Raw genomic sequence first — 20,703 nt, forward strand, 5'->3', positions numbered from 1 at the left:
ATTCCTTGTGGGAGCAAAGCAGTGAAGCTCCCACAGGGCAGTGAGTGATACTCCTGACGCGTCAGTGACTCATCGAGCTCATGCTCGCCTGTCCCAGCAGTTTCTGGTCGATGTCTTCCAGGCGCAGCACCCGGCCGCCGGTGTCGGTGGCGAGTTTCTGCGCGGCCTGGGCGTCGGAGAATGAGGCCAGGACGACGCCCATGGCACCCTTGAGGCCGGTGCCGATGACGAAGTAGGCGGTGCGGGCGTCGATCAGGTGCGCATCGTCCGGTTTTTCCCACTGGCCGCGCCCCATGTCATGGACATACAGCTTGACGTCGTCGCGATGGTTCTCCGGCTGCAACCACCACCCGAGCATTTCCGCCGGCGAGCAGAATTTCTTCACGCCGCCGGCGGCAACCGCCGCGCCCTTGGGCCCTGGGAAGTCGCTGATCACCATACCGCACACATGGCACTCATCACTGGGGTGGAACGCCAGTGTCGCCTCGTTGGGCGGTGTGGATCCGGCCTTGTCGCAGGCCGCCAGCGCCAGGCAGATCAACACACCGGCCAGCATCCGTCCCGCCTTGAAGTAAATCCTGTTCATCGTTACACGCTCCCTTCACCAAGTTCAGAAACTCATGGACACCGGCGATTGAATAACCGGTAAGCCAGCCACAACGGCACGACCATCCAGGCCACCAGGCACAGCCACAACCAGGGCCCCGCCACCGGCAGGTCGCTGCCCAGCGTCAGCACCGCTGCGCCGCTGGAGCCGGAATCGAACCCCGACAGATTGATCAACCGATACACGTCGGTGGGGTTGAACAGCAGCAACCATGGCAACAGTTCCGGACTGAAGCGCCCTTCGCTGAGCACCAGCAGCGCCAGCAGCACCAGGTCGAACACCAGCACGAAAAAGAACCACACCCCCAGCGCCAGGCCGGCGGCCGTGGACTTTTCCGCCGACAGGCCGCTCAGCACGTAGGCCAGCCCGAGGAACACCCACCCCAGCAGCGTGCTGGAGACCATGAAGCGACCGAAGGCCCAGAGCAGCAGGCTCAGTTGCACATCGTCCACCAGGATGGCGATGGCCAGCATCGCGCAACCGAAGCCGATCAACGTCGCCAGGGTCAGGATCAGGCCATGGCCGACAAACTTGCCCAGCAGCAACTGGCCGCGCCCCAACGGGTAAGTCAGCAAGAGCAGCAAGGTGCCGCTTTCGTCTTCGCCGACAATCGCGTCATAGGCCAGCAACAAGGCGATCAAGGGCATCAGGAAGGTCGCCAGGCTGGACAGACTCGCCACCGTGGCCGGCACCGAGGTGAACCCCAGTTGGCCGGACGCCGCCGCGCCCAGCCAGGCAATGCCAATGGCCAATACTGCAAACAGCAGGCTGATCGCCAACAACCAACGGTTGCGCAGGCCGTCGCTCAATTCCTTGCGGGCCATGTTCCAGATCGGGTTCATGAGCGGGTTTCCTCGACGGCCGCGCGGACCATGTAATGGCGGTAGAGATCTTCCAGGGACGGCGGTTTGATCTCGACGTCCGAGGGGTCGTCCTGGGCCAGCAACTGGCGCAACAGGACGAGCTTGCTGCCGTCCGGCGCAGACACCTGCAAACCTTCGTTGCCCCAGCCCTGGGTCGCATGCCCTTCGCTGCGCCAGTGCTGTCGCAGGTGCCCGGCGCGACTCAGGCCAGAGGCGCGGATCAGCGTCGGCAGCCCCGCCTCCTTGCGCAGCCGGTCCAGGCTGCCCAGGGCCAGCAGGCGTCCACGGGTCAGGATCGCGGCGCGGTTGATGTGCGCCTCGACGCCCGGCAACACATGGGAACACAGGATGATGCTGGTGCCCTGCCAGCGCAGGCGATCGAGCAGTTGGTAGAGGTCCTGGGTGGCGATGGGGTCCAGGCCCACGGTCGGTTCGTCCAGCAGCAACAACCGTGGCTGGCCGAGCAACGCCTGGGCCAGCCCCAGGCGTTGGCGCATGCCCTTGGAATAGGTGCGTACTCGCCGCTCTGCCGCTTGGGCAAGCCCCACCTCCTCCAGCAAACGCTCGACCTGCTCCGGGGCGGCGCCTTTGAGCCGGGCAAAGTGTTGCAGGGTTTCCCGGCCGCTCAACTGCGGATAGAACATGACGTTCTCCGGCAAATAGCCCAGCATGCGCCGCACGCCGGGGTCACTGGGCTGGCGGCCGAACACCCGCACCTCACCCTCACTGGCGCGCAGCAGGCCGAGGATCAGCTTCATGGTGGTGGTCTTGCCCGCACCGTTGTGCCCGAACAGGCCGAGCACTTCGCCCTGGGCCAGGTTGAGGTTCAGCTCGCGCAGCACGGCGACATCGCCGTAGCGCTGGCTGACACCTTCGATCTCGACGACGTTCACGACGCGTCCTCCTGAGCACTGTTGCGTGACGGGGCAAGGACCGGCGCCTCCATCAAGGGATGGCTGTCCATGACCCCGGGGGATTTGATCACCGGGAAAGCGCGCTGCACCCAGCGCAGCATTTCGATGCCCGGGCTGTTCATCAGCAGGCGGACTTGCGGGTACAGCCACAGCAGGCGATCAACGTTGTCATTGGGCTCATACGCCACGTCGCCCAGACCGTCGCCGCTGCGGTCCCAGCCCAGATAGTCGCTCCAGTAATTGCCGCGACCGTCCGCCGACCATTCCTGCAAGCGCGTGGCGACGTATTTGACCTGGCGCTGGTTATGCACGAAGGCGTTGGCGGCGATGCGGTTGTCCTCCGAGCCGGCCGTCAGGTGGATGCCCACGGCGCTGCGCTCGAAATGATTACCTTCGATGCGGTTGAACAATGAGTTGTAGATGAACAGGGCCTTGCCCTCGGCGCCGGCGATCATGGTGTCGCCGGTGGTCCCGTCGCGCACGTCGGTGACGAAGTTGTCGCGCAGGGTGGAATAGGTGATGTAGTTCATCAGGATCCCGTAGTTCTGATCCTGTTCGGAGCGATTGCCGATCACCGTCAACTGGCGGCTCTGCATCAGGGCATAGCCGGTGCGGGTACGGCGGGTGACGTTGTCCAGCAGACGGTTATCATTGGCGAACATGTAGTGCACGCCGTAGCGCAGGTCTTCCAGGGTGTTGCCTTGCAGCAGGTTGCCGCTGGAAGTGTCGATGTAGATGCCATCACGGGTTTCGCGCACCTGGTTGCCGATGACCTGGGCGCCATGCACCGCATACAGGTGGATCCCGTTGCCGCGGTCCTGGGAGCGCAGGCTGGGATCGCCCTGGATGTGGTTGTCGATCAGGCTCACGTCCCGCGTGCCATCGACCCAGATGCCGAAGCCCTGGCCCTGCATCCGGTTCGAACGAACCTGCGCGCGCTGGGCGACGGGCTGGATGAACACAGCGGCGTTCATGGCCGTCAGGTCATGCCCCCAGTCCAGGAAGGTGCAACCCTGGACCCGGACATCCGGCGCCCGGATGATCAGCCCGTTGCCCTCGCCCTGCGCCTGGAATACCGCCCCAGGCTCACAGGTGAGGGTCATCGGTTGATCGATGCTGAACGAGCCCTGGTATTGCCCGGCGGGCAGGCGCCATTGCTGTTCGCCCTCGGCCTGCAAAGGCAGGTCGGTGATCGGTTGCAGTGCGGCCAGCGTGCTGCCCGATAGTCCGAGCAGCATCAGCGCAATGGCCGGTTTACGGGCGCGACCCGCAGATCGTTGGGTGTTCCCGGCCATTGGACCTTTCTCCTCGATCCGCCGACTCAGGCCCGCTCGACCAGCATGCGTCCGACCATTTCCATGTGCAGGGCGTGGCAGAACCAGCTGCAGTAGTACCAATGCAGGCCTGGCTTGTCGGCCATGAACGTGATGGACGAGGTCTGTTGCGGGCTGATCTCCATGCTGGCGCCGTGGTTGGTCATGACAAAGCCGTGGGTGACGTCCTCGATCTGGTCGATGTTGGTGATCGTCACCGTCACCTCGTTGCCTTGCTTGACGGTGAACTCCGTCAGGCCATAGGCCGGCGCCATGGACGTCATGTAGACGCGCACCTTGTTGCCGTCGCGAATGACCTTGTTGTCGGTCTCCAGGTTGATGCCGTCCTTCTTGGCCAGGGCCACGGTTTCGGCGAAGAACGGGTCGTTGCGGTTCCAGATTTTCTGGGTCTTGATCTGGTCGCGCCGCGCCAGGATGCAGTCATGGGGTTCGGCGAAGGTCGGGCCATCGTGCACCAGCTTCATTTCGTCGCCGGAGATGTCGATCAGTTGGTCGTTCTCCGGGTGCAACGGGCCGGTCGGCAGGAAGCGGTCCTTGGAGAACTTGCACAGCACCACCAGCCACTTGCCGTCCGCCTCACTGGTTTCGGTCAGCGACGCGTGGTTGTGGCCGGGTTGGTACTGCACGTCGAGTTTCTGCTTGATGTAGTTGACCTTCTCGCCCTTGTAGGCGCGGATGGCCTCGTCCATGTTCCACTTCACCACCTGGCTGTCGATGAACAGCGTGGTGTAGGCGTTGCCGCGCCCGTCGAAGGTGGTGTGCAGCGGGCCCAGGCCCAGCTCCGGTTCGGCGACGATCACATCCCGCGGGTCTTTGTAGCGGCCTTCGAACAGGTCATCCAGGCGGTCGATGGCGATCATCGAGACGGTTGGCGACAGCTTGCCGTTGGCGACGAAGTATTTGCCGTCGGACGAGGTGTTGCAGCCGTGGGGGTTCTTCGGCACCGGGATGTAGCGGGTGAATTCGGAGTCCTTGCCGTCGATTTTGCGACCGTCGACCACCGGCACCTTGGAGCCGTCCAGGGTGATGAACTTGCCAGCCTTGACCGCCGCCTCGATGCGCGGAATGTTGAACACCACCACCCAGTCGCGCTCGTTGCGCATCATGCCGCCCAGGTCGTAGGCCTTCTCGGAGTTGTAGCAGGTGCTGGCGGCGTATTTGCCGGTGTAGTCGGCGTCGGAGTTGTCCAGGTTGCCGTCGACGATGACCTGGAAGGCCATCTCCATTTTCTCGGCGTCGATGACGTTGAACATGGTGAAGCTGTTCTTGTCCTGCAGGTCGAACGTGCGGCCGTCATTGGGATGCGGGATCACGAACTCGCCATTGGCGAACACGTATTTGGTGTATGGCACCTTCTGCAGGCGCAGGCCATGGATCGCCTGCACGTTGGGCACGGTGAGGATCTTGTCGCACTTCATGATGTCCAGGCGAATGCGCGCGACCCGGGAGTTGGCCTTGTCGTTGATGAACAGGTACTTGCCGTCGTATTTACCGTCGGTCATGGAGATGTGCGGGTGGTGGCAGTCGCCGTTCTGGTACTTCGCGCTCTCCCCCAGGATGCGCTTGCTCTCGTTGGTCAGGCCCCAACCGGTGGCCGAGTCGACGTTGAACACCGGAATGCGCATCAGCTCGCGCATCGATGGCACACCCAACACGCGCACTTCGCCCTGGTGGCCACCGCTCCAGAAACCGTAGTACTCGTCCAGCTCGCCAGGCGCGACATGGATCTTGGACTTGGCTTCCTTGGCCGCCGCGGCCCAGGTCTCACGAGTGAACGTGCCGGCACCCAGCGCCGTCGCGCCGGCCAGGACTGCACCCGTTACCGCGCCGGTGCCCAGGAAACTGCGGCGGCTGACACCCCTGGGTTCTTCCACCGCGCCAGGGGTTTGGTTTTCTTTGTCGCTCATGCTGTGTGCTCCATGAAGAATGAAACGGTCAAGGGACTGGCCATCGAGGGGGACCTCAAGGCGCCGGGTTCACCTGCACCACGGGAATCAGTTGCGGGTCGGTCTCGGTCACGGGCGCCTTGCCGCGCTTTTTGCGCTTGTTGATCAGCGGCGGGCATTTGTTTTCGTTGTGCCAGGTCATCTGGCAGTCGAGGCAGTAATGGCATTCGTTGGCATTGATCCGGCCATCGGGATGGATCGCCTGGATCTCACATTCCTTGGCGCACAACTGGCAGGGGTTACCGCATTCCTTGCGGCGCTTGAGCCAGTCGAACAGCCGCAACCGGGTCGGCATCGCCAGGGCGGCGCCCAGCGGGCAGATGTAGCGGCAATAGACTTTGCGGGTGAACAGGTTGATCACCAACAAACCCGCCGCGTACGCGACGAACCACCACTGACGGTCGAACTTGAGGGTAATGGCGGTCTTGAAGGGTTCGATTTCGGCCAGGCGTTCGGCGGTGGCCATCGACTCCAGCGACACGCCGAACAGCACCAGCAGGATGATGTATTTGATGGCCCACAGCCGCTCATGCACGGCGAACGGCAGCTCGTACTGAGGCACCTTGAACTTGCGCGCCAGCTCGTTGATCAACTCCTGCAACGCGCCGAACGGACACAGCCAGCCGCAGAACACTCCGCGACCCCACAGCAGGATGCTGGCGGCGGTGAAGACCCAGAGAATGAAGATCAGCGGATCGGTGAGGAACAGCTCCCAACGGAAACCTTCGAACAACGCATGGACGAAGGTCAGCGCATTGACCACGGACAACTGCGCCAACGCGTAGCCACCCAGGAACACCACGGTGAATACCAGGTAGCCCCGGCGCACCCAATGCAACAGTTTCGGCCGACGGGCCAGCGCGTCCTGGAGGAACAGGATGGTCGTCAGCACCAACAGGGCCGCGCCCAGCACACTGATCTCGACACTTTTCTGGTACCACAGCGTCAGCCACATCGGCCGGCTGGCTTCTTCGGCCGCCGCAAGTTGTTCAGCAGTGGGCAGCGGTCGCTCCAGGTAGGGCTCGGGCAGTTGATAGGCCAGTTCAAAATTGCTGAAGATGCCGCTGACCGGACCAGTCTGGCGGCGCACCAGCAACTCCAGGCTCCACGGCGAACCGGGGTCGAAACGGTGCGAAGCGCGGATGATGAAAATGGCCATTTCATCGAACGCCGGCATGTCGTCGGCGGCCACGTCGTCCAGGCGCTGGAAATCCATGTCGCGGAAGCTGATGGTGTCGCCGAACTGGCGCAGCACCACCCGATCGAAAATGCCACCGCGCACGTAACCCGAGCCTTTGAAGGAGTAGCGTCCACTGCCCATCACCGCAATGGCCTGCTCGCCCGGCTTGAGCGTGTTCATCAGTTCGCGGTATTGCGCCTCGCCCAGCAGATTGCGGCCGATGGTCGGCGGGTTGAGGTGAGTGACGTACAAGTCGATGAACGTGTCGTCGGCCTGCTCGGCGCTGGCGACTTCAACCTGTTCGGCGTCGGTACCCTTGAACGAAGCATCCACCTGGCCCCGGGTCAGGTGCAGACGACGCACCGCGCCATTGCCGGTCAGGGTGTTCCAGTCCGCCGGGGTGTAAAGATCTTCCCGCACACGGGCCGGGGCCACGGCCAACCCTGCGTCGCCCTTGACCAGGCCCAGGGACACCGCGACATCGTGGGCGGCGCGCATGATGACTTCGTTGACCACCATCGCCGTGACAGTGGCACCGGCAATCGCATCCACGGTCACCGCATTCGGGTCGCTGGAATGCCCTACCACCACCCGCTGATTGACCTTGATGCCGCTGTAGCGCGCACTGAACGCGTGGAGTTTTTCTTCGGCGATACCGATCAGCAGGATCGGTTCGTGGTGCTCCAGCACATAAGCGTCGAGGATCACGCCGGCGGGATCGAGGATCACCTGGACATTGATCGGCTTGCCCGAGTAAGCAGGAATGTCCACCGCGTCCAGACTCTGGAACACGTAGCCGATGACCTTGCCGGCAGCGGACAGTGTGCGTACCTTGAACCGCCCTTCAGGCGCGGAGATCGAATCGGTCTGGTTGAGGACATGGTGGATGCGTTGTTGCTCGATGTCGCCATAGTCCTTGGCGTGGGCCAGGCCCGCGACCACCATCAGCAACACGAACAGCCCACGGAGCCAGAAACGCGAAGGGTGCAGCAACACAGAGGAAGGGATCATGGACGCCAAGGCTTAAAGACAGGATCTTGGCGATCATGGTAGGACCCACCTCCCGTCCCGGCCCTTGATTGAAATCAACTCGCAGAAAGACTTATGTGGGAGCAAGGCTTGCCCGCGACAGCGATCTTACCTTCACCCCGACACCCGAACCTTGAACAGTCCTGTGGCGAGGGCGCTTGCTCCCTCGCCACGGGTTTTGAGTTGTTTGGGCTGGCGTCAGCGCAAGCCATAAGAGTAGATACCGCCGTCATTATTGTCGTACCAGTTGCCCTTGGCCCAGATCACCCGATCCTGCGCCGGTTGAAAGCCGACGATGCCCAGGTATCCGTCGATGGCGAGGCGTTGCCAGGAGCGGCCCCAGTCCTTGGAGTAGAACACCCCATCGGCGGAGATATTCGCATCCGACCACCAGTAGAGCCAACGCGGGGGGTGGTGCCTGCTGGAGGTATTGATCAGCAGGGTGTCCTGTCCCACCCAGAAATGGCCCTCGCGCAACTGACTGTCCGAGGCCAGTGGCGAGAACACACTGGGCAGCTCACTCAACGCACGCCAGGTCAATGCGAGAGTGTCCAGTTCGGCGACAACCTCCCGGCCACGGTCGCCCTGGTCGATCAGGCCGATTACCCGCCCTGTTTGGTTCTGCACCAGCTTGTCGATGAACAGGTTGTCATCGCGCTGCACATCCACCACCTGCCACTGCCCGGCCTTGGCTTGCAACCGGGCTCGCGTCGTTACATTGAACGCGACGTTGTCACCGACACCGTCCGGGTTGCTGCCCCAGAAACGCTGGGACACCCAGATAAAGGCCCGCTGTGCATCCAACTGCAGGACATTGCTGCGAATCTCCCCATGCTCGCCGTCCGTTGTGTGCCAATCAGTGACATCGGGACGCTTGTCGCGCAGGTATTCAGTGGACACCAGCAACGACTCGGGCGCCGTTATCGGTGCGCTGCTCGCGCCGCGATCAGCCGAGTAGAAGACACCGGTGGGCACGGCACCCGGCGTCTCTTCATTGCTGCCATCGTCCGCGGCGCCCGGCCGCCCCAAGGCCCACACGTCGTTCGCGCCATGGAAATAGAGGTTCAGGTTCCAGGCCAATTGATCGGCCTCGGCAAACCAGCCTTTGCTCAACCAGGTCCAGTGCCGGCCCTGATCGTCACTGCGCAGCACCACGGTCTGGCGCAGCTCATCGGTGCTCGCCGTTTCAGGTCGGTCAAGGCCCGTGAGCAGGAACACACTGGTCCCGTCCGGACTGGCGACCAGGCAGGCGGCACCGCTGACATGCGCCACCAGCTGGAATTGCCCCTGGGCGTCCAGGCGGGAAATGAACGAGGTTTCGTTATCGTCGCGCGAGAACAAACCGGCAAAGGCGCCAGGCTCTTCCGGTTCCTTGTTCTCATCCGGCTTGCCGTAGACCGTCGCATCCAGGTCCACGACATCCGCCGACGGCTCGAACTCCCGCGCCTCGCTCTCCAGGCGCGCAACCAACCAGGTACCCTGCGGAGTCACCGTCACACCCGTGCAGTACTGGGTCATCGCGCGCAACCGGGTGTCCTTGACGCTACCCAACGGCTGTTGATCAGGACTGCCGCCCCCCCATTGCAGCTTGGCACTGGCAATCATCCACATGTACCACAGCGCCGCACCGGCCAGCAGTGCGACAAACAGCGTAGCGAACAGTTTTGATCGAGGCATGAGAGGTCCATACGCAAGGGAAACTGCGAAGCTTTTCTCATCTCTTTCATCCGGAGTAAATTTTTTTTGCACGAAAGCGAATGAATGGGGTCATTTGGATGTCATTGCTGTGACCCAGGTTGCATTTGCCTTTGCGGGCTGCTGGGAGAACCCTACGACCAGCTTCCAGGAAAAATGTCTAGATGATTGAAATTAAAGGTTTTTAATCTTCTGGTCGTCTCGGGAAAGCTGTCTATACTGTTCCTTCAATTAATCGATTCAGTTGTCGTAATTTGCGGAGTCCCCCGTAGTCCATGGGGATTGTCCAAGCCAGGAGGCGCAATGATCTCAGTGCTATTGAGAACACCAGCATTTCACGTAATGCAACAGCCTCATCACGTCCCAAAACGATCGATGATGAGCGGAAAAAATTCCGCTCACCCGGACCTTCCAGTCATATCGACGACCCCGACCCGACGCAGGGGTTGTTGATACAGCCGCTGCCAAAAATACAACTCCTCTTGGCGACTCTAAAGGTAATGAGCCTGGCTACGTCGTTGTCTTAACTTTTATTTTCGAGCGCATCCATTATGCTCAAACCCATCTCCAGCCATCTGTTCAACTTAATTCAAGAGGTGGAAAACAACCTCCCTGGGGCGAGCGAGGAAGAATATACCGAAGTCCTCGGGTGGGTTTTCTCAAGGCTGGGCATCCATAAATTCGCTTATGTCCATCTGGAACCGCTGCCCTTCAACAACGCCAGAGTCGCCATTCACAGCAATTATCCCGCTGAATGGGTCGACATCTACCACAAGAATTCCCTGTACAAATCGGATCCGGTCATAGCCAATGCGGCCATTAGCGTAGCGCCCTTTTTCTGGAATGAAATCCCGGCAGAAATAGACGATGCCGAGGTATTCGACCCACGCTCTTTCCATGGGGCCAGGCAAGGGTTCACCGTGCCCATTCACGAGCCGGGCAAAGCCTTTGGCTCCGTTCATCTGTCCTGCGAAGAAAATGCCCCTGACTTCTCCCTCATTGTCCGATCGAACCTCGTCATCATTAAAGCTCTCAGCCTCATCGCCAACCAATATCGCCCAAAAGAAAACGCCCCTGAGAACAATCTGAAATTATCGCCCAGGGAAATCGAGTTCCTGCGCTGGCTGGCATTGGGCAAAAACTATAAGGAAATCGGCCTGATCATGAACATCACCGAACGAACGGTGAAGTTCCATGCCAAGCAGATGACTGAGAAACTGGATTGCATCAACGTCAAGCAAGCGATGATCAAGGCTATCCAACTGAATTTCGTTTAACCCATCGGCTCACGCACAACCGCACCTACTTGTTTTCCCTCGAGACTCGCCGGCCTGGTGATATGAAAATCTCTATCGCGCCAGGCCAATCCGATAGCCGCGCAACCTCAAGCAAATATGACCTGCGATGCAATGTTAAAAAGCATGCCGCAGGCAAACAAGCCTATCACCAAGGAAATGGCTCGGCTCAAAAATCTTCCGGAAACGATGGCCTGCAACTTCCGACTGCAGAATGCGCCAGCGGCAATCCAGACAAGCCCTACCGGAAATATGATTGCCGTGAACAGCAACATGAATGACAAATAGTTATCCAAGGACAAAAAGGTGCCGACAGGGGCTACGAAGGAAACAAAAAACAATCCCTTTGGATTGGTCAGCGTCGCCACAAACAAATCAGGTACGCTGACACCTGCAGTCGCACCCGGCATATTGTCTTTTACCGAGAACCACAACTTTAACGATATGTAGAATAAAAAACCCACCGCAAACACTTTGGTGGCAACCACTATCCAGGAGTGATCAGTGATCAGCAGGTCAATGAACACACCCCACATGCTCATCTGAATGACATACGCCAACCATTCCGCGGCGACAAACTTCATCGAACTTGTGTTCAAGCCCCGATTGATCCCGGTTTGCAGTAACAGCGAATTCGTTGGTCCTGGAACCAGCAAAACAGTCAACAATGACAGCGCAATATAACTCATGGGGTCATCCATACCAGAAAGCCACTCGGGCTCGATTTGTCGGGAGATCTGTTCGATCCATCAGCTATTTTCAGCATCCATCACACCAAGTTGTACGACATCAGATCAATTCGGTGAAAATAGAGTGGCTACACTAATTTCATTCAACTATCACACCCGACTTTTCTACCCCAGAACAGCCTGTAAGGCCTGCACCGTAAATCCGGGACAAAACAGCGCACCCCCAGACACCTGTTGCTCACTCACCACATCAATACTCTACTGTTCTGCTGTGTCAATTTTTCGAACACCCTACTATCAAAGAGTTAGTCGCGCCTACCCCCGACCGTCAAGAAAACTCTCATTCTTCGAATATCAATATTGCCGATACGCATTCAAAGCACCCGGCCTGTCCATTCCCTCGCGCCGGTACTATTTTGGAGATTCATCAATACTAAACCGTCATGTAACGATTGCTCCGACAAAAATAACCACAACAAGAACCCCCTCAACTAATTAGACTATACACTCTATTAATTCCGCCCTGTACTTTAGGACAGTTGAAATGCTTTATTGCAAAGTTAACAGTAGCCTCAACCCGGCCAAGAAATCGCATTCATGAATGACTCATCGTGCACCTATCGCTTTTTCAGCATTTCCATCCGTGTTGAAAACCAATCGAATATTCCTGCCGGGGTCCGGAAACAAATACTGTCGACTCGTAAAATCGCACTCCCCGCTAGTACAAACACTTACCACGAGACCCTTGAGAAATACGCAATAAATAAAACTGCCGTAGATGACCAACCCTTCAATTCGTGCCGTTCGTCAGGCACATTCCATCCATCCCTCGATATTCGCCAAATGCACGCACATCGAAATATTCCGGCAAAGATCCCCATGCACACTGAACTGCAACTATAACGTCAAATACTCTGGCATGAGTTTGGAGAAAGGATGAACCTACAACGACTATTCCCGCACGTTGGCAAAGTGATTGCCAGCACCGGCAGCCGACATTTCCCCCGCCTATTACACGACTTGATACTCACCGAAGTCCCCATCGATGCAACACATATAACCGAGCAACGCATTGGCAGCAGCAATATCGCTGAACCCAGGACCTCCAGTCTGGGTTACGTCGGCATGGACACCCACTGTGTCGACGACATCATGGACACGCATACCGCAAAGCCTTTTTTCCTTGCCGATGACATGTTATTCGAAGACAGCACCTCCCATAAAGTGCCCAACTTTTCCCGGTGCTTGCTCAAACGCGAACATTCGGATAAACCTGCCTCGCCCTCTGCAACGACTCAATTGCACCTTACGACTCGCAAGAACGGCCGTCGCTATGTGCTATCGGTATACCGCTCACCTTTTTCCAAAGGTTTTTCGGCGCAGGAACATGCCTTGCTGAAAGACTTTTCCTGCCTGTTGTTGCCCATGGTGGAAGAGCATGTTGCGGCCCTGGCGCCGGCCGAGACTGTTCGAGACGACGCCCAACTTTCCTTGGACGGCCCTGAAAATGGTGGCATGGAGGCATTGCGCCAACGCTTTGCCGACCGCCTGCTGTTGTCGGGTTTGAGCCTGTCCTCTCGTGAAACGGAAGTGTGTGTGGGTTTGCTGGCCGGGCGTACAGCGCCCGAACTTGCCGAGCAACTCAATTTGAAAGTCAACACCGTTGAAAGTTACCTGAAACGTGCCGCGATCAAGATGGGCATTGGCGGACGCCGCTCGCTTATCCGGTGGATGCATTCAATGGACGCCACGCCAAACCCTCTCGAATGGGCAGGCAACACGGCGATTCGACAAGCCGTCTAAAACGCTCCCCCCAACGATTGCTCGGTCCATCGCATCGAGTATTTGTTGGGGGAATACAGTTCATCCTCTTGCACTTTCCCCCTCTACGCCCCTGTCCATGCCACGCCAGGCACGGTGCTTGAACCACTCCAGGGCATCGTCCACATACGTGAAGATCACTGGCACCACCAACAGGCTCAGCAGGGTCGAAGTCAGCAGCCCGCCCATGACCACCACGGCCATCGGCTGCCTGAAACTCGGATCTTCGCCCATTCCCATTGCCGTCGGCAGCATCCCTGCGCCCATTGCAATCGTGGTCATCAGGATGGGACGAGCACGTTTGTGGCAGGCGTCCACCAACGCCTCGTATCGACCCAGGCCATAATCGCGGCGCGCCATGATCGCGTACTCCACCAGCAAAATGGAGTTCTTGGTCACAATCCCCATCAACATCAGCAGGCCGATGACAGAGGGCAAGGAAAAACTGAAATTGCATACCAGCAATGCCACCAGCGCACCGCCCAGTGAAAGCGGCAGCGCCGAAAGAATCGTCGCCGGTTGCAAGAAGTCGTGGAACAGCAGCACCAACACTGCATAGATGCAGAACACGCCAATGGCCATGGCCAGGCTGAAGCTGGCGAACAACTCGGTCATCAGTTGCAACTCCCCCTGCTCCACGCGTTTCACCTCGGCCGGAAGATTGCGCATGGCCGGTAGTTGGCTGGCCTCGGCCATGACCTCACCCAGGTTGCGCCCGTTGAGTTCGACAGACAGGGTGATATTGCGCAGACGATCCAGCCGACTGATCTGCGCCGGCCCGCTGCCCAGGCTGATCGTGCCCAGCGACGACAACGCGACCTGTCCGTCACGCCCGGTCACCCGTAGCTGGTTGATCGACTGCAGGTCGTTGCGCAACAGCGAGTCCATGCGCACCCGTACGTCCACCTGACGCTGGGACAGATTGATCTTGCCCAGTTGCGAGGAGTACTCGCCGTAGGTCGCCATCCGCAAGGTATCGGCGATGTCCTGGCTGGTGATGCCCAACTCCGCCGCCCTGGCAAAATCGGGACGCATCTGGATTTCCGGGCGTTGCAAAGCGCTGCTGGACGTGACGTTCCCGATACCGTGCAATTCGCGCAACTGCGGCTCCAGGGCCAACGCGGTACGCTCCAGCAGATCGCCGTCATCACTGGCCAGTACGATATCGAGTTTCTCACCACTGCCGTCGCCACCGACGTTGATGCGTACTCCCGGCAACGTGCGCAACCGCTCGCGCATCTCGGCTTCGACCTCTACCTGCTTGCGCTCACGGGCATCCCGGGCCACCAGGTCGACGGTCAAGTCAGCATCCCCGGCACCCGTGATATCGGCCGGCCCGGCACCGGAGCGGCTGGCGCTGCCTACCGCGATGAACACGTGTTCGACGTCAGGCATGTCCCGCAGCTTTTCGCTGGCCTGCAATGCAACCTCGGTGGTCTGCTCCAGCGTCGTGCCGGGGGGCATTTCCAGGCTGATTTTGCTGCGCCCCGAATCCTGGGCTGGCAGGAAACTGGTGGGCAATAACGGCACCAGGGCCAGCGCCCCGAAAAAGAACAGGCTGGCCAGTACCAAAGTCGTCTTGCGCCGGGTCAGGCTGGCATGGACCCAGCCCAAGTAACGGGTCATCACAGGGCCGTCGTGCGCGATTTCGTGGCTGGCCTTGAGGAAATACGCCGCCATCATCGGCGTCAGCACCCGCGCCACGAGCAACGAAAACAACAACGCCACCGACGCCGTCACGCCAAACTGACGGAACAGGGTCCCGGCGATCCCGCCCATGAAGGCCGTGGGCAGGAACACCGCAACCAGGGTAACCGTCGTGGCGAGCACCGCCAGGCCGATTTCATTGGCGGCATCGGTGGCCGCCTGAAGGGGCGTCTTACCCATGCGCAAATGCCGCGCAATGTTTTCGATTTCGACGATGGCATCGTCCACCAGCACGCCGATCACCAACGCCAGGGCCAACAAGGAAACCGAGTTGAGCGTAAATCCGGCCAGGTACATCACACCGAAAGTGGGGATGATCGATAAGGGCAGCGCCGTGGCGACGATCAGCGTGGCGCGCCAGTCCCGCAGGAAGCCCCAGACCACCAGCACCGCCAGTAGCATGCCTTCGTACAGCAGGTTCATCGAGTCGTGGTAATTGGCGAGGACGGCCTTGACCGTGTCACCGGCCTCGACGATCTGTACGTTGGGATGCCGGTCCGCGAACATGGCCATGGCCTTGCGCACGTCATTGGCAACGCCGACATCGGAAAACCCCAGCGACCGGGTGATCTGGAAGCCGATCACCGGCTTGCCATCGCGAAACGCCCGGCTGCTGCGCTCGGCGTGAGTGTCGCGAATGTCCGCCAACTGCCCCAACGGCAACAGACGGCCATCACCGCTGGGGATGTCGATGCTGCCCAGGACAGCCGGATCATCGATGGCACCCAGGGTCCGCACGGCCTGTTGACCACTGCCCAGATTGCCCTGCCCGCCGGAGTTGTCCTTTTGCATCGCCCGCAACTGGCTGGCGACATCCGCCACGCGGATCCCCAGCCCGGCCATCAGGGCCGGGTCGAGGTTGACCTGCACTTCCCGGTCGACCCCGCCAATCCGCGAGATCAGGGCCACGCCCGGCACCGCCAACAGCTGCTTGCTCAGTTCATTGTCGACGAACCAGGACAGCGCCTCCTCATCCAGGGTGGCAGAATCGATAACGTACGTGAGCATCGGCGAAGTGCTGGTGGTCAAGCGTGAAACCGAGGGTGTATCGAGGTTGGCCGGCAATTGCGGCATGGCGCTGTCGACCGCGTTGCGCACCTCGTTCAGGGCCTCGTTGCCATCCTTGTCGATATCAAAGCTGATGCTGATATTGACGGCGCCGTCGGTAATGACCGTGGTCACGTGCTTGAGCAGGCGCAAGGACGTGAGCTTGTCCTCGATCTTGCGCGCCACTTCCGTCTCCAGTTGCTCGGGCGCCGCACCTTCGAGTGACGCATTGATCATCACCACTGGCAGGTCCATGTCCGGAAAGTCCTGGACGGCGAGCTTGCCGAAACCCAGCAGGCCGAAGATCGTCAGCAGGATGAACAGCATGACGGCTGGCACCGGATAGCGGATCGACAACGTGGAGATGTTCATGGCTGGGCGACCTGGGATTGAACCAACGTCACGCTCGCGCCGTCGTTGAGGAAGGCACCGCCGGCACGCACGATGCGCTCCGGCTCATCCAGCCCACTGAGGATCTCCACCGCCTGGTGCAGGCGCCGGCCGACCACCACTGGCCGTTGAACGACGCGCATATCGTCATTGAGGGTGAACACATAGGAGCGCCCGTCACGCAGGATGACCGCCGTGTCGGGCACAGTAAGGGCTTCGCGAGGCGCCAGTTCGATCTGGCCGCTGGCATACATCCCGGCCCGCGGCCCTGTTGAGTGTGCCGGGCTATCGCTCGGCAGCTCGATGTACACCAGCCCCCGGCTGGTCCTGGTGTTCAGGGTGGGCGACACCAGTCGCACCCGCCCTTCCAGGCTCTGCCCGTCCGGCAATGTCAGGCGCGCGACCTGCCCGGCCTGCACCTGCGCCAACTGACGGGCGTCCAGTTCGGCCTGCCATTCGATGCGACCGTCGCGTACCAGGCGAAACAGCTCGTCGCCGGCCGAGAGCACCTTGCCGAGCAACGCCGTACGCGCAGAAATGACGCCATCGTCCACCGCCACGATACGCGTCTGCGCGAGCCTGATCCGGGTGCTTTGCAATTCGGCGCGAGCACTGGCCAGGTCGGCCTCGGCGAGCGCCACCTTGATCCGATAATCTTCGCGCTGCTGCTCCGACAGGGCCCCGCCCTGGCCCACCACGCGGGCGCGACGGTCATTGGAGCGGGCCTGTTCCAGGTTGGCCGCAGCCTGGGCAACGAGCGCTTTCTGCTTGCTTTCTTCGGCCAGCACGGTTTCCCGAGCCAACGTGGCCAACAACTGCCCTTTCTTCACCCGGCTGCCCACATCGGCTTCGAGGCTGGCAATGCGCAAGCCGCTGGTCTCGGCATTGATGACGGCTTCCTGCCAGGGCGCCAGCGCACCATTGGCAAACAACAACTGCGGCCAGACCTGGCGCCGCGCCTGGACGACTTCCACGCTCAGGCTGCTGACGTGGGGGGCGGCCACGGCGGGCTCGTCATCCCGACGAAGAGAGATCAACGCCACCACCCCCATGAGCACGACGACTGCCAGCGCATATTTACCCAACCTGGATCTCACGCACCCTCTCCACTCGACGTCCGAATCCGTGCCAACGGCTGATTGGCCTGCCAACCACCCCCCAAGGCCTTGTACAAGGCGATCCAGTAACGCACTTGGTCCTGCTGCAACGTAATCAACTCGATCTCCGCCGTCAGCGCCTGGCGGCGAGCGGTTTCGCGGTCCAGCAAGCTGACGTTGCCGGCCTGCCAACTGCGGTCGATGGCCTGGAACGACTCACGAAAGCCGGCGGTGGAACGCTCGACATCCGACTCGCGGCGACGAGCCGCATCCAGGCGCACCAGGGCCTGTTCGACCTCCATCACGCTGGTGCGCAGCGTCTGGCGATAAACGGCCAGGGCGGCCTCATACGTGGCCCTGGCTCCGTCCACGGCCGCGCGGCGCTTGCCACCATCGAACAGCGGAATCGACAACACCGGGCCCAGCGACCAAGAGCGATTACGCTGGCCTGCTGTGGTGCCCACCGAAAAAGTGCCGGCCAGGCTCAGGCTCGGCAGGCGTTCAGCCTGGGCCACACCGATTTCCGCATTCGCCGCTGCCAGTTCACGCTCGCTGGACGCCAGGTCGGGACGCTGGCGCAAAAGATCAGCCGGGATCTGTTGCACGTTGAGCTCGGCCGGTTGCGGCAGTTGCGCCGGGGTATGCCCGAGCACCTCCACCAGCCGCCCCTCATCGCTGCCGGTCAGCGCCACCAGGCTTTTGAGCAACACCTGGCATTCGCTCTGTTGCCGGACCAACGTCGCCGCACTGCTGGCTGCACTCGCATCGGCCAGGGCCGCATCGGCGGACGAGGTAAAGCCGGCCTCGAACGATTGGCGAGTGATCCGCGCGGTGTCCTGTTGCGACTGGGTCTGGTCGCGGTAAGCCACCACCAGTTTCTGGCACCCTCGATACTGCACGTAGTAGTCACCGACCTGGGCGGCCAGGGAGACCCGTGCGTCATGCCAGTCGTCCACCCGCGCCTCGACACGGGACCTGGCGGCCTCGTTGTTGCGACGCAACTTGCCAAACAGGTCCAGCTCCCAGGCCGCATCCATCGCGGAGGAAGAACCCGATCCACTCAGGCGTTGGGAACCTGTCTGTTGACCGCCCCGCCCGCCGGACAGACTGCCGTCGACCCGTGGCCAGGCGTCGGCCGCGTCACCGGCCGCCGTTGCCCGGGCCAACGAAATATTGGCCCAGGCCTGGTCCATGGACGGGCTGTCGGCCTCGGCCAGGCGCAACAGTTCGGCCAACGCGGGGTCATCGAATTGTTGCCACCAGTCGGCCAAACCGGTTACGGACGCGCCATGGGGCACCGGCGCTTGCCAGCGGGCGGCCACCGGGACCGCCGGCAGCCGATAGTCAGGGCCCAGCACGCAGCCACTCAAGGCCACTGCGCACAGTGTCATCAGCAAACGGCGCTGTGGGGACGAGAAGACAGGCATGGCGTTCTCTTGAGGCCTGGTGACGATAAAAAACGCGACATCAACATCCTGGAGACAAATGGCGGATCGCGGGTGCTGGCTTGACGAGGCTCGTGTGGCAGGCATTTAACCCTGCACCGTTTTTTGTGTCTGGCGTGGAATACGGGGACAGGTGCCGGCAAGAAAATTCGCGATAAACCCGGGGTACTGTTGAAATGCCCCGGACCTGCAAAGGCTGCACCTGTCGTCGAGCCTCGAAAGAAAAGACCCCGCTCGGCTCACTTTCCATAGCCAATGGATGATCGAATATGGAAGCACTCACTTACCTTGAAAACGTCGAGTCGAATGCCCGGACCTATGCGCAAACCTTCCAGCGGCTGTTCGTCAGCGGCAAGGGCATGCGCATCAAGGACGCCAGCGGCCAGGAGTTTCTCGATTGCCTGTCGAACGCCGGGACCCTGGCCCTGGGGCACAATCCGCCTGAAGTGCGGGACGCCGTGATGCAGTTCCTGAGCGGCGATCACCTGCAACAGGCGCTCGATCTGGCGACCCCGGCCAAGCATGCTTTCGTGCAGGAACTGTTCTCGACATTGCCGGCAAAAATGCGTGACACCAGCAAGATTCTTTTCTGCGGGCCCAGCGGTTCGGATGCGGTCGAGGCGGCCATCAAACTGGCGCGCCACTACACCCGGCGCTCGCCGCTGATGGCCTTCCACGGCGGTTACCACGGGATGACGGCCGGATCGTTGTCCGCCATGGGCAAGCTGTCACCGAAGACCGGCGACGGCTTGATCGCCCAAGGCACGCATTTCCTGCCATTCCCCTATCGGTTCCGTTGCCCATTCGGCACGGACGGTGAGCACACCGACCAGTTGTCCATCGACTACATCCGCACCGTCCTGTCGGACCCCGAGGGCGGCGTCGCCAAACCGGCGGCGGTGATCGTTGAAGTGGTGCAAGGCGAAGGCGGCTGCATCCCGGCCTCGGCCCACTGGCTGAGGGCCTTGCGCGAAATCACCCTCGAGCAGGACATCCTGCTGATCGTCGACGAAGTCCAGACCGGGCTGGGCCGTACCGGCAGCACGTTCGCCATCGAGCACGCCGGCATCGTGCCGGACATCCTGGTGCTGTCAAAAGCCATCGGTGGCGGCTATCCCCTTTCGGTCATCGTGTATGCCAAACATCTGGATACCTGGGGACCGGGCATGCACGCCGGCACCTTCCGCGGCAACCAGGTGGCGATGGTCGCCGGGACGGCCACCATGCGCCAGATCAAGAAAGACAACCTGGTCCCCCACGCAGCCCGGATGGGGCAATGCCTGGAAAGCGGCCTGCGGGACATCGCCCAGCGTTTCCCGTTCATTGGCGACATCCGTGGTCGCGGGCTGATGATCGGTGTGGAGATCACCCAGCCGGCCAGCCACCAGCGTGCCGGCAAGGCCGATGGCGCTCGCGCCCAGGCCATCAAGCTCAATTGCTTCCATAACGGCTTGATTATGGAAACCGGCGGACGCCATGGCGCGGTACTCCGTTTCCTGCCCCCGCTGACCATCTCCGAAAGCGAGGTCGGCATGGTGCTGGACCGGTTCGAACAGGCCGTCGGCAAAGTCAGTGAAAACCGCCCGCACGCAGCTCGCGAAGCGGTGTAAAGCTCATCACCAGGCGTGCGAAGGGGGGATGGTC

14 protein-coding genes are annotated in these 20,703 nt (G+C 60.9%); 3 read left to right on the forward strand and 11 right to left on the reverse strand.

All coding sequences use genetic code 11. The annotated features are described in order from the left end of the window. Positions 1–61: 61 nt before the first annotated feature. The 7 genes from N4Q37_RS11085 to N4Q37_RS11115 all read right to left on the reverse strand — a co-directional run bounded on the left by N4Q37_RS11085 (position 62) and on the right by N4Q37_RS11115 (position 9,550). A complete protein-coding gene (locus tag N4Q37_RS11085; protein ID WP_260957880.1) occupies positions 62–586 on the reverse strand; it encodes a nitrous oxide reductase accessory protein NosL in 525 nt (174 codons plus the stop codon). Between the two features lie 32 nt (positions 587–618). Next, positions 619–1,449 carry an ABC transporter permease gene (locus N4Q37_RS11090; RefSeq protein ID WP_260957883.1) on the reverse strand — a complete coding sequence of 277 codons (831 nt, stop codon included), beginning with the start codon at positions 1,447–1,449 and terminating at the stop codon, positions 619–621. Continuing rightward, complete coding sequence (locus N4Q37_RS11095) at positions 1,446–2,363, reverse strand: ABC transporter ATP-binding protein (protein WP_260957885.1); 918 nt, start codon at positions 2,361–2,363, stop codon at positions 1,446–1,448. Before N4Q37_RS11095 ends, N4Q37_RS11090 begins: the two co-directional genes overlap by 4 nt. After that, the gene (locus N4Q37_RS11100) at positions 2,360–3,679 is read right to left on the reverse strand and encodes a nitrous oxide reductase family maturation protein NosD (protein WP_260957887.1); all 1,320 of its coding nucleotides are present in this window, start codon (positions 3,677–3,679) and stop codon (positions 2,360–2,362) included. Before N4Q37_RS11100 ends, N4Q37_RS11095 begins: the two co-directional genes overlap by 4 nt. 26 nt (positions 3,680–3,705) lie before the next feature. Next, entirely contained in the window at positions 3,706–5,625 is a 1,920-nt protein-coding gene (gene nosZ / locus N4Q37_RS11105; protein WP_260957890.1) for a TAT-dependent nitrous-oxide reductase, read from the reverse strand. Between the two features lie 55 nt (positions 5,626–5,680). Further along, on the reverse strand, positions 5,681–7,855 hold the full coding sequence (nosR, locus tag N4Q37_RS11110; RefSeq protein ID WP_260957891.1) for a transcriptional regulator NosR: 2,175 nt from the start codon (positions 7,853–7,855) through the stop codon (positions 5,681–5,683). 216 nt (positions 7,856–8,071) lie between these two features. Next, a complete protein-coding gene (locus N4Q37_RS11115) occupies positions 8,072–9,550 on the reverse strand; it encodes a hypothetical protein (protein ID WP_260957893.1) in 1,479 nt (492 codons plus the stop codon). 569 nt (positions 9,551–10,119) lie between these two features. Here N4Q37_RS11115 and N4Q37_RS11120 point away from each other — a divergent pair. Continuing rightward, positions 10,120–10,845, forward strand: a complete 726-nt coding sequence (locus tag N4Q37_RS11120; RefSeq protein WP_260957895.1) for an autoinducer binding domain-containing protein — start codon at positions 10,120–10,122, stop codon at positions 10,843–10,845. Between the two features lie 107 nt (positions 10,846–10,952). On the opposite strand, the gene N4Q37_RS11125 is transcribed toward N4Q37_RS11120, so the two are convergent. Further along, positions 10,953–11,552: a LysE family translocator gene (locus N4Q37_RS11125; protein WP_260957897.1), complete on the reverse strand. Its 600-nt coding sequence runs from the start codon at positions 11,550–11,552 to the stop codon at positions 10,953–10,955. 936 nt (positions 11,553–12,488) lie between these two features. Between N4Q37_RS11125 and N4Q37_RS11130 the strand changes: the two genes are divergently transcribed. Then, positions 12,489–13,355 (forward strand): helix-turn-helix transcriptional regulator, encoded by an 867-nt coding sequence (locus N4Q37_RS11130; RefSeq protein WP_260957899.1) that lies wholly within the window; start codon positions 12,489–12,491, stop codon positions 13,353–13,355. A 60-nt stretch (positions 13,356–13,415) separates the two neighbouring features. On the opposite strand, the gene N4Q37_RS11135 is transcribed toward N4Q37_RS11130, so the two are convergent. From N4Q37_RS11135 to N4Q37_RS11145, 3 genes are read right to left on the reverse strand one after another with little or no spacing between them, the layout of a single operon-like run. After that, positions 13,416–16,499, reverse strand: a complete 3,084-nt coding sequence (locus N4Q37_RS11135) for an efflux RND transporter permease subunit (protein WP_260957901.1) — start codon at positions 16,497–16,499, stop codon at positions 13,416–13,418. Further along, positions 16,496–17,569 (reverse strand): efflux RND transporter periplasmic adaptor subunit, encoded by a 1,074-nt coding sequence (locus N4Q37_RS11140; RefSeq protein ID WP_390897919.1) that lies wholly within the window; start codon positions 17,567–17,569, stop codon positions 16,496–16,498. The genes N4Q37_RS11135 and N4Q37_RS11140 overlap by 4 nt, the downstream gene beginning before the upstream one ends. Positions 17,570–17,610: 41 nt before the next feature. Further along, the gene (locus N4Q37_RS11145) at positions 17,611–19,041 is read right to left on the reverse strand and encodes an efflux transporter outer membrane subunit (RefSeq protein WP_260957904.1); all 1,431 of its coding nucleotides are present in this window, start codon (positions 19,039–19,041) and stop codon (positions 17,611–17,613) included. A 287-nt stretch (positions 19,042–19,328) separates the two neighbouring features. Here N4Q37_RS11145 and N4Q37_RS11150 point away from each other — a divergent pair, with 287 nt between their 5' ends. Then, a complete protein-coding gene (locus tag N4Q37_RS11150) occupies positions 19,329–20,669 on the forward strand; it encodes a diaminobutyrate--2-oxoglutarate transaminase family protein (RefSeq protein ID WP_260957906.1) in 1,341 nt (446 codons plus the stop codon). Positions 20,670–20,703: the final 34 nt, after the last annotated feature.

The organism is Pseudomonas citri (genome assembly GCF_025336485.1).
In the GTDB taxonomy this organism is placed as follows: Bacteria; Pseudomonadota; Gammaproteobacteria; order Pseudomonadales; family Pseudomonadaceae; genus Aquipseudomonas; species Aquipseudomonas citri.